This window comes from Larkinella rosea (assembly GCF_003858635.1).
Classification (GTDB): domain Bacteria; phylum Bacteroidota; class Bacteroidia; order Cytophagales; family Spirosomataceae; genus Larkinella; species Larkinella rosea.
The window spans coordinates 1,776,756-1,792,243 of record NZ_RQJO01000007.1 but is presented as its reverse complement, the minus strand read 5'-3'; the positions used below and the strand labels follow the sequence as shown (position 1 = coordinate 1,792,243).

Below are 15,488 nucleotides of genomic sequence, written 5' to 3'. Positions count from 1 at the left end.
TATAAAAATCCCTCGCCCGGCAACGGCCGGGCGGGGATTTCTCGTTTCACGCTTCCGTTAATTTTTCACCATTTTCAGGGTTACGGTTTTCCAGGCCGTATTCACCCGCAGCAGCAACAACCCGGCCGGTTGCTGCCCGACCGCGAACGAGTACCGCTCAACCGGTTTTGCCAGTTCAATCCGATGCTGGTTCGCCAATCGACCACTGGCATCACTGAGGTGCAGGTTGACCGACTGACCGGCTGCGCCCCGGATTTCCAATTCAACCTGATCGGTCACCGGATTGCCTAACACCGTCACCGACAGTTCCGAACCGGTTTCCGCCGATAGCCGGGCGGGCGAGCCACAAGTCAGCGGTTTGCCCGAATCCTTCAACACGAAGGTGCTTCCCTGCACCCGGCCGTAAATCAACCGCGTGGTGCCGTCTTTCAGACTGGCCGGAACCTCGAAACTGTAGGCATGAACGCCGTTGCCTTTGCCGGCATTCTTCAAATCGTCCCGGTAAATGTTGGCGATGGTGCTGCCCCAAACCGTGCTGCCGGTGTAGAATTCGACCGTCACCGGGGTGTTGGGTTTGTTGCGGTCCCAGACCCAGCCGCGAATCGTGCCGCATTCGACTTTGTCCAGATACCCTTCAAAATTTCCCGTTACGGTGGTGGTCTGCGCCGGATTCACCATCAGATTGAAGCTGACCGAGTTGGTCGCTCCGTCGGAATCGGTGGCCGAATAGGTCAAGACGAAAGTTCCGTCGGCGGTGGGCGTTCCACTGATGACACGGCTGGTTTCGCTGATCGACAAACCGCCGGGCAAACCGCTGAGTTTGTAGGTCAGCGGTTGTCCTTCGGGATCGGTGAAAGCCACCAGCGTCCCCGAGAAGGCCACCCCAACCTGCGCAGTCAGAGGGGCAATCAAGACCGTGGGCGTGGGCGGAACCGGCGGTTTGTTGCCCACCGGGGTGGTGCTGCTCTGGCAGATCAAGGCTTTGGGGGAATCCTTTAGCATGAAACTGCTCCCGGCAATGCGGGCCGAAAGGTTGTGGGGCAAGCCGTCTTTGATCGATTCGGGAATCGTGAATCGGAAACTGTGTTTGCCGTTGCCTTTGCCCGCATCGAGCAAATCCTGCCGAAAATCGCCCGCCAGCAGCGTCCCAATCACGTTGGGCCCGTCCAGAATATCGACGGAAAAGGCAGTGTTGGGTTTGCTGCGATCCCAGGCCCAGCCCCGGAAAGAACCGCAGTCGGCGCCGTTGACAAAACCGTCGAAGCTACCCGTGGCGGTGGGCGCGGTGATGGTGATGGTGGCCGAACCGGGCGGGGCCGGGCAAGCGCTCACGCAGGTGGCCGAATAGACGAGGGTCGCGACAGCGGAAGTGGGCACGTTGATGGTGGTGCCGGTCCCGCTGGTGTTATTGTTGGCCGACCAGTTGAGATCGTTGGCACAACCGCTGATGGTTAGGGTGACAAAAGGCGTATTCTGAATCACGCTCGTATTGGACAGTGTCAGAACGGGCATGGGCGCGACGGAACTTCGGGTGACGGTGGCGGTTCCGCTGACGGTTCCGTTGGCCGGGGCTTCGGCGGTGGCAACACCCAGCAAGGAATAGGTGGTTGTTATGCCGGGGTTGACGGTGAACGTATGGGGCGACGCGGTTATTCCCGTCAGCACAACCGGTGTGGTGCCGTCGGTGTAGGTCAGTGACCAGGGTTGGGTTCCGGTTAAGGCGACGCTGAGCGTGGCGGGTTGACCGGAGCAAAGCGTGGTGCTGCCCGAAAGTGTGGCGCTGGCGGGAAGAGCGGTCACGGTAATGGTGGCCGAACCGGGTGGGGCCGGGCAGGTGCTGACGCAGGTGGCGGAGTAGACCAGGGTGGCAATGGCCGAGGTAGGCGCATTGATGGTGGTTTGGGTTCCGCTGGTATTGTTCGGACCCGTCCAGGTAACCCCGCTGGAACATCCGCTGATGGTCAGTGTCACGTCAGGCGTATTCTGGACGACGCTCGTACTGGAAGGCGTCAGGACGGGGGCTGACGCGACGGAGTTTCGGGTGACGGTGGCGGTTCCGCTGACGGTTCCGTTGGTCGGCGCTTCGGCGGTGGCAACGCCCAGCAAGGAATAGGTGGTGGTGGTACCGGGGTTGACCGTGAACGTATGGGGTGACGTGGTGATGTCGGTAAGCACGACGGGGGTGGAGCCGTCGGTGTAGGTCAGCGACCAGGGGGCGGTTCCGGTCAGATCGACGCTGAGCGTGGCGGGTTGACCAGGGCAGAGGGTGGTGCTGCCCGAAAGTGTGGCGCTGGCGGGATTTGCCACCGTGACAGTTTGACTGGCAATGCCTGAACAAAGCCCGCTGACACCCGTGAGTGAGTACTCCGTCGAAGTAAGAGGGGAAACGGTGATGCTGCTGGTTATTTCACCCGTAGACCAGGTGTAAGAGTTGGCTCCGCTGGCGGTCAGGGTCACACTAGTACCCGGTGTAATAGTCAGGGAGGGGTTTCCGCTGATGGAAACCGATGGCGTGTTGCTGATCTCGACCGAAACCGACATGTTCCGGGTACATTGGTTGGCATTGTCGACGACGGTAAAATACAGCGTATGCGTACGCCCTTCGTCCAGGCTGGTAACGGTAAAGGTGTTGGTTTCCTGATTGTAGGTTCCCCCGGTTTGAGTCATATTCTGATCCTTATACCAGGTCGAACTGACCTGGAAACTGTTGCTGCTCCCGAGTTGCAGGGCGGGTGATATCGAACGGCAACTGGTAAAGTTTTTGACAATCAGGTCGTTGTTGGTTACGTTGGAAATGGGGTTTCCCAGCGGATACTCAATGATCCCATTGTTAACCAGACCGCTGGTATTGGTGTGCGTCGCTACCGTTATCACGGTCATCAAATCACCGTTGGTCAATGTGCCGGTATTGGAAAGACCCGCCCGCAGGCGGAATTCGGCGCAGGAATTGTTGGTAAATGTACCAGTATTGGAAAGACCGACGGAGACGGAGTTGCCAAGTTGGAGCAATCCGTTGTTGGTGACGGTTCCGGCGTTTGAGAAAGGGCTGGTGATATCCTGCACGGTCTTATAACCGTTGACGGTCAGGGTGCTCGAACTGGCCAGGGTCAGTGTAGCCCCCGTTTGAACCTCAATCGAATTCACGACGGCGTTCGTGCTGGCACCGATTATCGGCTGATAAGTGGTTCCGGTCGGGATCACCACATCGTCGGAGGCCGTGGGGACGAGTCCTTTGCTCCAGTTGGATGCCGTCGCCCAGTCGGTGTTAAAGCAACCTCTCCAGTATACACCCTCTGTCGTGATGAGGCTGCCGGTATTGGTCGTAATGGTAAAAGTACCCCCGTTTAAGTTCTGCACCAGACCGGTGTTGGTGGAAATGGAGCTGTTGCCACTGGCCTTTTCAATGATCGCACCACTATTGGTAAAGGTGCGTGCATTCTCAATGATGTTTTGGGTAGTGATCGCCCCTCCGCAGCCGTTGGCAAACGTAGCGTCGTTTCGAATACCCGTAAAACCCGTCGAAGCTCCGATGTTGATGAGGGCCACGTTCGTAAATGTCCCACCGCTGTTCTTTATTCCGTTGTAGGTTGAGCGATCAAGCTGAATGCTTCCCCCGGTATTGTTGTTGAAGATGGCACTATTATATAAACCCGAGTTTCCTATTTCAAACGAACCACCAATAATAAGGGTGGCCGCATTGTTGAATGTACCGGAGTTGTTGTTTAAACCGTACGTTTTTGATCGGTCAATCCGAATAATTCCTCCAGCGTTATTGTTGAATGTGCTCTGATTGTCAAGACCGTATGCGTTCTTTGATGCAATCGATCCGATTGTGATAGTGGCGGCATTGGTAAACGTTCCGGGGGACATATTTTGTAAGCCAACCGATTCGGTTCGATCGATCTGAATACTTCCCCCTGCATCATTGATGAAAGTCCCCTGGAAATTGCCTATGCCATTTACACCGGCTGAGGCCTCGACAGCGGCACCAATCGTGATGGCAGCCGCATTGGTAAACGTTCCTGATTCATTATATAAACCGTACGTTCCTGCTCGGTCAATCTGGATGATTCCCCCCGTATTGTTGTTAAACGTACTCTCATTACTAATGCCATATGTGCCAGTCGATGCCAACGAACCGATACTGATTGTCGCCGTATTGGTGAAGGTGCCAGCTTCGTTGAGCAACCCATACGTTGCCATTCGGTCGATCTGGATGCGGCCCGTATTGGTGAAGGTCGCTTTGTTATACAGACCAAACGTGCTGGTCGAAGCCAGAGATCCGAGGGTAACCGTACCAGCATTGGTCACCGTGCCGACTTCGTTGTAGAAGGAATAGGTTTCGATTCGATCGATCTGAAGGGAGGCCCCGCTATTATTGTTGAAACTACCCCTGTTGACCAACCCATAAATACCCGCGTTGGCGGTATTCCCAAGGATTAGTTGCCCATTGTTCTGGACCGTTCCATCGTTGTAGAAAGCCATGACGTAGGACCTCCCGCCCTCCAGGATCAGAAATCTTGAGTTGTTGATGGTCAGGCTGCCTCCGCTGGCAATCGTCAGCGAAGCCCCGTTCTGAATCTCCACCGATTTGGCCACGGCCAGGGTTCCGTTTCCGATCTGGGGTGAACGGGTGACGTTGGGAATGATCACGTCGAGCGTCGTTGTAGGAACCCCGTCCGACCAGTTTCCGGCGGTCGCCCAGTCGGAACTGGTGCTGCCGGTCCAGGTGGTTTGGGTTGGCGTCGGCGGGTTGGAAAAGGCGGGTTGGGTGGTTACTACGGCCCACAACAGAAGCAGGACCGTCGCCCGGCATAAACCCGGAAGGAGATGAATAGGGTGGTAGGACAGAGGCATACAAATAAGAATTGAACGTTAGAAATGAAAGGCGGTTTTCAAAACCGGTACCGGTTTTCGGGTGATGAGATCGCTTGCGGGTTGCTGGTGCAGGAACAGATAGCGGTCAATATGACCCGAGGCATCGAAGTGGCAACACAGGTTCAGCAGTAAATCAGTTTGTCGGCCATTCCGCAGCATTAGGTGGGCGGTGCAGTAGGAGACGACATAGACCCCGGTTTTCTCCCAAAGGGGGACGGGTTCCGTAATCTGAATCGGCAGGCTCGTCAAATCCGTCAGGTACATTCGCTCTGCCCCGACCTGCTTCCGCCATTGTTGCCAGCCCGCCAGCACCGCCGGTTTGCCGTGCCAGACCACTTGCCCGTCGGGCGTAATGAATTCAACGCTGTCGGTCAGCATTTGCCCCCAGGCTTCGGTATCGAAGTCGGCCTGGTAGGAAAGGGCTTTCTGGGTAAGGACGAGGTAGGCCGGAGCCGCCGTTTCGTAGCCGTCAGGAAGGCCATTGGAGGAAGGGGGCGCACAGGCCAGATTCAGGACTAGCAGCAGGACGAGGACAGGTTTCATAAACCGGATTTTGGTTACAAAATTGCTACCCTACCCGGCAATGGCTGTTGGTGTATTAGCCCAAAAAGTTAGTGTATTGTGTCAAAAAGTTAGTGTATTGTGTCAGCAGAGGGCAAAACGGACTGATCCAGGCCCACTTTGTGCAGAACGGCCCGAAACCGGGGCGTATTCTGTACAAACCGGAATAAGGGCGATACTTTCAGATAATTGGGAAGGGAGCCTCCATTGGCTCCTTTTTCGAGAAAAATCAGGCAGTGGTTTGCGTCGCCCAGCCCGGCGTAGAGAACGGCCCGATTGGAATAATTGCTTTCATCGTCCGGCAGGGAAGTCAGCAGAGACCGGGCCGCAGCGGGTTGCTTCATGCGGGCTTTTACATACGCGATATAAACCAGAAATGGATTGGCATCGGGGTTGAGCTGCTGCCCCTTTTCCAGTTCACGGAGGGCTTCGGGAAACCGGTTCTGATTGATATAATAAAACGCGGTGCTCCAGTACCAGGCATATACCGTACCGTGCAACCGCTGCCCTTCCTGCATGACCTGTCGGGCTTCTTCAAACCGTCCGGCGTAGGTCAGGTTACCCAGATGACCGATCATGATCACCGGAAACAGCGGATCGATGTGCAGGGCTTTAGTGCTGTACTGAATGGCCTGATCGGTTTCGCCTACGGAGCGAAGCATGAGGCTGTACCAGTAATTGTTCAGGGCATTGTTGGGCTGATAGCGAAGCGCAATCCGCATGGTGGTGAGGGCTTGTTCCCACTTGTTCTGGCGCTGATAAAATTTGGCCAGCATGGCGAAGGCGTTCGCATTTTCGGGATCGAGCCGGATGGCGGTGAGGGCATTTTTTTCGGCCAGTTTCAGGCTGCTGTCGGCGTCAGTATATCCTTCCTCGATGTTTAGAAAATACACCTGCGCCTTGCTGGCGTAAGCTTCCGCAAAACCGGAATCCAGGGCAATGGCCCGGTCCAGACTGATCAGGCTATTGGCCAGCCCTTCTTTGGTTCGGGCCCGCAGGAAGTGTTGTCCTTTGAGGTATTCGGTATACGCGGCTGGCTGTCGGGAGGGAGCTTTATCCATTTTCTGCCGGATGGCACTGCTGAGCTGCTGGTCCAATTCCCCCGCAATGGTTTTGGCAACGGTGCTGGTAAACGTCCACAGGTCTTTCGTTTCTCCTTCGTACGTTTTGATCCAGACGGTCTGGTTTTCTTCCGCTTTAATCAGCTCGACCGATAGTTTGATGCGGTTGCCCGACTGGAGTGCGCTGCCTTCGAGCAGGTACACCACGCCGAGTTCACGGGCAATCTGCGGTACGGTTTTGGCCGTTCCTTCGTACGCCCGCGTGGACGTTCGGGAAATTACTTTGATGCGGGGCAAATAAGCCAAAACAGCCTGCACTTCCTCCCGAACCCCCTCGCTGAAGTACTGGGTTTCGGGTGTTCCCAGATTCTGGAAGGGCAAAATGGCAATCGAACTGTTAAATTCCGTTTCAGTTTGATTTTTAACAGGTTGCCGGCCGAATAGTACCCCAATGTACAGGCCCAGACTTGTTAACGCCACCGGGGCCAGCGCCATAAAGAGGTAACGGTTTCTGGACCGGTTTTTAAAAACCGTTGCGGATTGCCGGGGTGGTTGAGGAACAAGCTCGGGTTCCATGGCGATGTCGACCCGTTCGGGTGCCACAGTTGTAGTCTCTGCCGGGAGCTTCCGAAATTCGGACGGACTGGCCCCGAAGGATTCGGTAAAATACTTGCTGAAATTCTGGGGATTTGGAATTCCAACCAATTCGCCAATTTCCACACTGCGTAATTCACTGGTTTTGAGGAGGGTCCGGGCTTTTTCCAGCCGAAACTGGCGAATGTACAGCGTAACGGACAAATTCGTTTCTTCTTTAACTAGCCGGTGCAAACTGGAGCGACTTACGCCCAGTTCCCGGCAAATGGTTTCAATGGAAAGCGACGGATCTGCCAGGTTGCGTTCAATGAGTGAGTCCAGTCTTGAACGGAATGAATCGCCAGAATTCATCTTGAGTTAGGCCGAGCAATCGGTGGGGCCGATCGGTGATTTTAGGGTTACGGTTGGTAAAAATACAAATAAGACTCGGTTGAGAATTGCATTACGGGTTCATTTCGGAGAATTTATTGGAAATTAATCCAAACAAGCACTACGGGTATTCCGCCAGATTGCATTGACGGAGAATCTCGATAAAGCGGGGGTCGCGGTGGAGGAACGCAAAGAAAGGTGCGACTTTCAGGTAATCCGGCGCGAGTTTGTGGTCAATTGAGAGTTGCAGGTATTTCAGGCAGTTGTCGGAGTCTTCCAAACCCGCATATGCATACGCCAGATCGTGATAGGTATCGATCGTGGGAGCAACGGTTTTCAGTTCGGTTTCAAAGCGGTTTTTCGGAAGTACCCGCGCCCGGAGGTACAACCGGTAATAATCTAACGTTTTGGCGGAATGACTCAGGGAATCGGAAATCCGCATTGCGGCTACGGCCTGCGGATATTCGCGCCGGTTCAGGTGGTAAAAAGACCGGGCGTAATGATACATGTAGGCATCATCAAACAGGGGTTCGCCATCCTGAATCGCCTTTCGGGCCAGCTCGTAGCGCCCCGCGTTGGCGTAGGTGCTGATCAGCCCGATCAGGGCGGCCGGGTAAAGCGGGTTGAGTGCCACCGCTTTGGCTTCATATTGAATGGCCTGGTCGAACCGCCCGATCGATCGCAGAGTAATGCCGTACCAGAAATTGATCTGTGCATCGTTGGGGCTGTATTTCAGGGCAATCCGAAACGTAGTCAGCGCCTGATCCCACTTGTACTGCAAGCGGTACAGATTGGCCAATACACCGTAGGCCGTCCCATTGGTACCATCAAGCCGAATGGCGTTCAGGGCATCATTTTCGGCCAGTTTGAATCCGGTTTTCTTATCCAGTACTTTGAAATCTCCCATAATCAGGTAAGCCGAAGCCCGGGCGGCATACGCATCGGCAAAGCTGGAATCCAACGCAATGGCCCGGTTGAGCAGCGTAACACTGGCGCGGAGTTTGTCGCCGGTGCGGGCCAGCACCAACTGTTTGCCTTTGATGTATTCCTGATACGCTGCCAGATTGTGAGTAGGCAATCGTTTGAGCGGGGCCGCCTGACCTGGATTGAGTCGGGGAGTGAGTTGCCGGGCGATGTCCCGAACAACCTGGTCCGTTAAGCTAAAGAGTTCGCTGTAAGCTGCCCGGTAGGTTTTGCCCCACAGGCGGATATCCTCCTGCGTGTTGATGAGTTCGACCTTGATCTGAATCTGTTCGCCGGTTTTCAATACGCTGCCTTTCAGGATGTTGGTGACGCGCAGTTCGTCGCCAATTTGCCAGATGCTTTTTTTAGTGTCTCTGTATTGATCCGAAGACGAACGGGCAATCACCTTCAGGTTTTGGATGAGCGAAATCGAGGTGTGCACATCGTCCATGATGCCGTCGCAGGCCGGGCTGCTGTCGGCCGCTCCCAGGTTCGTAAACGGCAAAACCGCCAGCGAATGGCGGGCGGTTTGGGCTGACGGGCTAAGGGAACGGGTTTGATACCAGACAAAAAGGCCTGCGCCGATGATCACTGCCAGAGTAGCCGCCAGACCGGCAAACACCAACCGGCGTCGGTTTTTAAACCGGGGTTGACCGGCGGTTTCCTCAGCGGGTTGATCCTCAACGGACAGGTCCGGTAATTCCGGCTCGGCCGAAACCGCACCCGAGTTCGCTTCGTCTTCCGACGACTGCAACCGCTGTTTCCGAAATTCCGTGGGGCTTAGCTTGAACTCGTCGATGAAGTAACTGCTGAAATTTTGCGGGTTGGTTATCCCGACCAAATCGCCGATTTCAGCAATGCGCAGGCTGGACGAAGTCAGTAACTGGCGGGCTTTCAGTAGCCGCCGTTTGCGGATGTATAGAGTGGTCGAAAGATCGGTTTGTTCCTTGAGGGTTCGGTGCAACTGGGAGCGGCTGATGCCCAGACTTTGGCAGATGGTTTCAACGGTGAACGAAGAGTTGTCGAGGTTATCGTCAATCAGCCGGTTTAATTTTTCGACAAATGCTTTTTCAGAAGTTACCATCAAGACATCCCCTAATACAATTTGTAAATATATTCTTTTGTTAGTAACATAAACAGCGTTTCTGTTGAGTAAAAATCGGCAAACTCCCCATCAAGGACCTGATTTTGTCTGGTATTTCTTCATTTTATCGATTCGTTCATATCGCAGTTCATTCAATAGGCGGGCATTGGCAATGTGCCAGACCAATTTCTCATTCATAATGTTGGCGGTTATCGACTGATTACCGGTTGCTAAATAGTCGCTCACTCTAGTTCTTACTTTTTGATTAATAGCGGTTTATGTTAATGAGCCGTGGAGATTTTTCTCTGGCTCCTTATTGTGCTGGCGGTTTCGGCCGGGTTGCCGTACGGGCCGAATAAAATCAACCAGCTTCGCCGGATTTAGCCAAAACCCGCACCCAGCTTTCCCTCGCCCGGCAATACGCCGACGGTCCCGTGATTGTCGCTAAAGCGCTGAAAGACGATGGCGGTGTGGCGGTTTCGAATTGGTAGTACGGTGTCATCAACAAACACGAAGGAATATTTGACGAAGCCCTCCCGCATTTTATCCGCTACATTTCCTGTTTCCGGGTTGTTTTTTGGTGGTATATTTACCGATGAAAATAGGTTGATAAGGAGTTGATCCGATTGAAAGTTATCAAGGAAACACTGTATAAATTAATTGGGGGGCCGGTCGAGTTTACACTCGAAGTGCGCATTTTCAACGCCATCTGCATGTTGGTTGTGTTGAACATGGGCTACAACATCCCGTTCAGCTTCATTGTCGGGATTCCCGAAACCGGATGGATCTGTACGCTGCTTTTTTTGTTCGGCGGATATGTCTATTACCTCTCCCGAATCCGGAAAAAGTTTGTAACAGCCATCACCATCTCCGGAATCGTGGTGACCGTTCTGTTTGCGGTCAATTATTTTTTCAATTCGGGAATGGTAGGTGCCTCCCTGCTCAGTTTCACCATTACGCTGTTTTTGCTTCTGATTGCCGGGCCATCCCGACACGCCTTGTTTTGGGTTACGTTCAACCTGATTGTTGTCGTTACGCTCTTAACGGTCGAGTACCTTTATCCGGAACTTGTGGTGGAAAGATACCCGAGTCGGTTGTCGCAAACCAGCGATCTGGCATCGACTTACATCACCAACGGACTTTTTCTGTATTTGGGAACGCGGTTTTTTACCAGTGCCTATAAGAAAGAACAAAAGCGGATCGAGGAGCGGTCGGTCGTGCTGGAACGGCTGAATGAGGAGAAAAACAAGCTATTTTCCATCGTTTCGCACGATTTGCGATCGCCCCTGGCGTCGGTTCAGCAATATTTCGAAATTCTGAAAGAAGTAGATCTGGAGTCCGAAGAGCGGAAAAAGATCGAATCGGAACTGCTCAGCAGTATCAATTACACCCAGGACATGCTGTTCAATCTGTTGTCGTGGTCGAGTACGCAGCTGAAAGGTACAATGGTTTCGCTGGCTCCGGTAAACGTCTTTCTCTGCTTGAAACCGGTGATCGAAATTTATAAACCGCTCGCGGCCAAAAAGGAAATTCAGCTGGATTTCCGGGTTGATCCCGCTCAGGAGGTTCTGGCGGATGCTGCCATGCTCCAGTTGATCGTTCGGAATCTGGTCGGCAATGCGATTAAGTTTACAAACATCGGCGGTGTGGTCACAGTTGGGGCGGTTTTGGAAGGGAAAAAATGCCTGATTACCGTTAAAGACAACGGTCGGGGGATTCAGAAGGAACAAATCACCGCCATTTTCTCGCTCAAAGCCCAACCAACTTTTGGCACCAACAAGGAGCGGGGCGTTGGGCTGGGCCTTTTCCTGTGTAAAGAATACACCGAAGCCCAGCACGGAACAATCTGGCTGGAAAGCAGTCCGGATATGGGTACGACTTTCTTTTTGTTGCTGCCGGTTTTATAAGAAGGTCACAGATTTTTAATGAAGCAAACGATCCGGTTTACTTCTTCAAAACCGGTTTTCAGGTGAAAATCAATGCTGGCCGAGTTCGTCAACTCGGTATCCGAAGCAAATTGCCGGCATCCTTTCTGCCGTCCCCATTCTTCACCGAGCTGGACCAGTTTTGTACCAATTCCGTGGTTTTGATAGGCCGGTTTTACGTACAGCGCTTCGAGGTAGGCAACAGGAGAATCGGCCGCTCCTTCCACGTAATCATGTCGAATCGTTAGGTGAATAAACGCAACGTAGGCATCGTTTACCTGGGCGAGATAGCAAATGTCAGTTGCTGAATCCAGGATCGTTTGGCTGTTTTCGTATTCTTCCTCGAAATTACAATCGGGCCACAGTTCCAGAACGAGTTCCGTAAACGGGCTGATCGAGGCTGTGGAAAGGGGGACTATTGTTAGTTCGAAATTTTGATTCGTTGCCATTCCAGATCGATTACCGCGTCCGAATCACCCCCAGTTTTTTCAGCAGATCCGCACGGCTGTTGTTGGGAACCGAAATGGGCGTAGGGTGGTGGCGCATGAACAATTGATTTTGCTCCATCCGTTCAATATGGTTCAGGTTGACCAGCAACGAGCGCGACAACCGGTAAAAATGGGAGAGCGGGAAATACTGCGCCAGATACCCCAGATTCATCGACAACAGATGCGGTTTTTCCGCATCAAGCATGAACACCTTCACGTAAGCTCCTTCGGCCAGGAGGTAAAGAACATCTTTTTTTGCAACCTGTTCATAGCCCTTATTGATCGGTAAAAACAAACTTTCGGCGTATTCCTGGTGATTCGTTTGCCGCCCGCCCATTGCCCGATTGCAGTACGCCAGCTCAATCTGAAAGACGATTTCGTTCTGGTGAAACGGTTTGATCAGGTAAGCCGCCGGATTGGTTTCCCGCGCCCGCTGGAAGGTGGGAACTTCCGAATTCGCAGTCAGGTAAATGATCGGCATCCGGTGAATGGCCAGCATATCCCGGGCCGTGGTAATGCCATCCGCCGTCGATCGTTCGAGGTTAATATCGATCAGCGCCATATCCGGTTTTTGCCGCCGAACGGCCGCCATTGCTTCCTGGTAATTCCGGGCAATCGTTGGGACCCGGTGACCGGCGCTTTCCAGGGCATCTTTCAAATCGGTTGCCGTCAATAAATCGTCTTCTATAATCAGAATTTGTAGGGATTCCATGAACATTACATTTTAAACTGCATTTCAAACCGGACACCATCCCGGGAACTGAATCGCCCGACGGCGTCCAGCTGGTTGACCTGAATCTGAATCAGCCGCATGCCAAACGTCTTTCGCAGGTTTGGACTGTCGTCACCGATCAAGGAAGGCGGCAATCCCGGCCCGTTGTCGGCGATGGTCAGTTTCAGCAAATCGTTATGCTTCTCGCCGGTTATTTGAAAAACCGGATCCGGGTGATCCGGGAAAGCGTATTTGCAGGCATTGGTCGTTAATTCGTTCACAATCAAGCCTAATGATAACGCGTCATTGGCCGGTAATTCAATGGGGGCCAGATCAAAAACCGTACGGATTTCGGAGTAGCCAAAAGTTCGGATGACGCTGGTGATCAGTTCCTGAATAAATTCATCTAGATTGACCGTCACCAGACCATCGCCGTCGTACAGTCGGCGGTGGAGAATAGCCATCGCCTGCACCCGAAACTGACTTTCTTCGACGGCTTTCCGGGCGGTTTCGTCAACGAGTTGCCGCGATTGCAGGTTGAGCAAACTCGACACTACCTGAAGGTTGTTTTTTACCCGGTGATTCTGTTCTTTCACCAGTTCGGCATTCCGGAGGCTGATGCGCCGGTTTTTGCGGTAAAGAATAAAAAACACGGTACTCATAATGGCGGAAACCAATAAAAGGGCCGAAACCGCCCAGATCAGGCGTTGCTGGATACGGAGCGTTTCCGAGCGCAACGCCAAATCGTTCTTCTGGGCTTTCAGGAGCGCGTCTTTCTGTTCGGCCTTGAACTCCATATTCAGCCGGGAAACCGCCCCATTCCGTTCGATGATGAAGTTGTTGCGTTCGATTTCCCGAAGTTTTTCACTGTATTCCAGCGCTTTTTTCCAATTCCCTTTTAAGTGGTAATACGAGTAATAAAGATTTTCAAAGTAAGTCCTGACGAAATAATCGTTGAATGGGCTGCGATCGTAGATTTGCTGTGCCTGAGTAAGAAAAGACCAGGCTTTTTGGGGTTGCCTGACCAGCAGGTAACAATCTGCCAGTTCCATCAGCAATTTCATTTTTTGCCCTTCTTCTTTTTGTATCGTTGCCAGTCTCAGCGCATTGGAGAAATAGGTAATTGCTGCTTCAGGCTTTTTCGAAACTTTAAGCAAGTAGCCAATGCCAATCATATTCTCGACGATGCTATTGGTGTCTTTGTGTTTAGAAAGCAGGGGCGAAAGTTTCTTTAAATAGTAGAGGGCACTGTCCAATCGAGGTTTGGGTAAATGGGGTCTATTCCCATTTTCCGACCAATCTTTTGTGTGAAAATTAGAAAAAGCGCCAAGCACACGCACCCAGGCTTTGTATGAATTCAGCCGTTGGGCAATTCCCTGCGCCAGCAGTATATACCGGCGGGACTCGTCATACGAATGCTGTGATTCATAGATTCGAACGTATAATCGACACAGCTCAAACGAATCTCCGCGTTTTTCAAGGATTTTCAATGATTTCAGGTACCAGCGATGAGCGGCTACTTTATCTCCGGACCCGGAATAGGTCTTTCCATACAGGTAGTAGGCTTCCGCCAGCAGTAACGAATCGTGCTTCGCGATGGCTTCCCGGTATACCGTATCCGCATACAGGAGTTTGTGGGGCTGGAGTTTGAGGTACTGCGGTTTTTGCGCCAGACCGGTCTGGAGTTTCGCCACCAGCGTGAAAAGCAGCAGAAAACGATAAGCGCGCCAACTGATCCAGGAAAAGATCTTCCACGTTTTAAGACCGAAAACGTTTTGAAGCTTCTGCAAAAGCGTCATTGAGCGAATTGGCAAGTTAAAAAGGAAAATCGGCCGTTTCGTAAAGTTACCAAAACTTTACAACTGGAAAGTAAGCAAATTTAGAGGCAATCGCTGTCCTTTATGAACTTTCGTCCGCAATTTTTTTACCTTATTTGAATTGTATGAATTGCAGGGACTTCGCTGTAAAAAGTCAAAAACCGCCCAGTGAAACTTGCAAGTCAGTGTGCTAATAGAACGGGAAAGGGAGCAACACGAGGATAAAGCCCCATTTTACTTCCCCGCTTTCCAGTCCGTCAATGCCTGACTGACCTTCAGCGCATAATCCGTCTGAATCACATCGATGCCCATTTGGGCGGCTTTTTTGTATTGATCCGCATTTTCGAAAAAGCCCAATGCATCCGAGAAAACCTGAATGCCCTGCGCGTGGATTTGCTGAATCAGTTCGCGGGTCAGTGACGGCCAGCGCACATCGAAGGCATATGGATGCAGTTTTTCGATCTTCCCCGCCAGTTCTTCCGCATTTTTGAGCGACGGCATCAGTTTCGCCCGTGGTGCAACCTGTTTCAACGAAGCCAGAAAACCGTCGGAACCGTAAAAAACCGCATCGGTCAACAGGTCGAACTCATTGAGTTCATCCACCAGGAGTTGCGGAGCCACGGCTTTGCAATCGACGTACAGATTTACCCGGGCAGGATGACTTGCATTCCAGTCGCGGAGTAGCTGGCAGACCTCGCGGAGCGTTGGAATCCGCTCGTCTTTGAATTTCTCTCCGAAGCCCTTCCCGGCCGAAAGTTGCTTCACTTCGGTCAGCGTCAGATTTTGAACGGGGCCAAAACCGCTCGTCGTTCGGTCGAGATTGCCGTCGTGGAGAATCACCAAATGACCGTCTTTGGTCGTTCGGACGTCGATTTCGATGTACTTGACGGGCATTTCCAAAACCGCCTTGAATGTGGCTATTGTATTTTCCGGCGCAGTTGGTGTGGTGCCCCGGTGGGCGGAAATGAAGGGTTGGGCACACATTGTCCCGATTGATAAAAGCCAAAGCAGGCAGCTAACGTGGATTTTCATGGCA

9 protein-coding genes are annotated in these 15,488 nt (G+C 52.6%); 1 reads left to right on the top strand and 8 read right to left on the bottom strand.

What is annotated here, in order from left to right; genetic code table 11:
- Nucleotides 1–57: 57 nt before the first annotated feature.
- From EHT25_RS07470 to EHT25_RS07455, 4 genes are all read right to left on the bottom strand, one after another.
- Complete coding sequence (locus tag EHT25_RS07470) at nt 58–4,857, bottom strand: beta strand repeat-containing protein (RefSeq protein ID WP_124872841.1); 4,800 nt, start codon at nt 4,855–4,857, stop codon at nt 58–60.
- 18 nt (nt 4,858–4,875) lie between these two features.
- A complete protein-coding gene (locus EHT25_RS07465; protein ID WP_124872839.1) occupies nt 4,876–5,421 on the bottom strand; it encodes a hypothetical protein in 546 nt (181 codons plus the stop codon).
- A gap of 89 nt (nt 5,422–5,510) precedes the next feature.
- Complete coding sequence (locus EHT25_RS07460; protein WP_124872837.1) at nt 5,511–7,445, bottom strand: helix-turn-helix domain-containing protein; 1,935 nt, start codon at nt 7,443–7,445, stop codon at nt 5,511–5,513.
- A gap of 139 nt (nt 7,446–7,584) precedes the next feature.
- A complete protein-coding gene (locus EHT25_RS07455) occupies nt 7,585–9,510 on the bottom strand; it encodes a helix-turn-helix domain-containing protein (protein WP_124872835.1) in 1,926 nt (641 codons plus the stop codon).
- A gap of 626 nt (nt 9,511–10,136) precedes the next feature.
- Here EHT25_RS07455 and EHT25_RS07450 point away from each other — a divergent pair.
- Nucleotides 10,137–11,417, top strand: a complete 1,281-nt coding sequence (locus EHT25_RS07450) for a sensor histidine kinase (protein WP_124872833.1) — start codon at nt 10,137–10,139, stop codon at nt 11,415–11,417.
- A 5-nt stretch (nt 11,418–11,422) separates the two neighbouring features.
- Here EHT25_RS07450 and aac(6') read toward each other — a convergent pair whose 3' ends face one another.
- The 4 genes from aac(6') to EHT25_RS07430 all read right to left on the bottom strand — a co-directional run bounded on the left by aac(6') (nt 11,423) and on the right by EHT25_RS07430 (nt 15,484).
- Entirely contained in the window at nt 11,423–11,884 is a 462-nt protein-coding gene (aac(6'), locus tag EHT25_RS07445) for an aminoglycoside 6'-N-acetyltransferase (RefSeq protein ID WP_124872831.1), read from the bottom strand.
- A gap of 10 nt (nt 11,885–11,894) precedes the next feature.
- Nucleotides 11,895–12,635, bottom strand: coding sequence for a response regulator (locus EHT25_RS07440; RefSeq protein WP_124872829.1), 741 nt, complete (start codon nt 12,633–12,635; stop codon nt 11,895–11,897).
- 5 nt (nt 12,636–12,640) lie between these two features.
- Entirely contained in the window at nt 12,641–14,434 is a 1,794-nt protein-coding gene (locus EHT25_RS07435) for a tetratricopeptide repeat-containing sensor histidine kinase (protein ID WP_124872827.1), read from the bottom strand.
- A 252-nt stretch (nt 14,435–14,686) separates the two neighbouring features.
- The gene (locus EHT25_RS07430; RefSeq protein ID WP_229311456.1) at nt 14,687–15,484 is read right to left on the bottom strand and encodes a glycerophosphodiester phosphodiesterase family protein; all 798 of its coding nucleotides are present in this window, start codon (nt 15,482–15,484) and stop codon (nt 14,687–14,689) included.
- Nucleotides 15,485–15,488: the final 4 nt, after the last annotated feature.

Excerpts from the sequence above, each read along its gene's own strand:
- EHT25_RS07470 (WP_124872841.1), bottom strand. The coding sequence starts at position 4,857 with ATGCCTCTGTCCTACCACCCTATTCATCTCCTTCCGGGTTTATGCCGG.
- EHT25_RS07465 (WP_124872839.1), bottom strand. The coding sequence starts at position 5,421 with ATGAAACCTGTCCTCGTCCTGCTGCTAGTCCTGAATCTGGCCTGTGCG.
- EHT25_RS07460 (WP_124872837.1), bottom strand. The coding sequence starts at position 7,445 with ATGAATTCTGGCGATTCATTCCGTTCAAGACTGGACTCACTCATTGAA.
- EHT25_RS07455 (WP_124872835.1), bottom strand. The coding sequence starts at position 9,510 with ATGGTAACTTCTGAAAAAGCATTTGTCGAAAAATTAAACCGGCTGATT.
- EHT25_RS07440 (WP_124872829.1), bottom strand. The coding sequence starts at position 12,635 with ATGGAATCCCTACAAATTCTGATTATAGAAGACGATTTATTGACGGCA.
- EHT25_RS07435 (WP_124872827.1), bottom strand. The coding sequence starts at position 14,434 with ATGACGCTTTTGCAGAAGCTTCAAAACGTTTTCGGTCTTAAAACGTGG.
- EHT25_RS07430 (WP_229311456.1), bottom strand. The coding sequence starts at position 15,484 with ATGAAAATCCACGTTAGCTGCCTGCTTTGGCTTTTATCAATCGGGACA.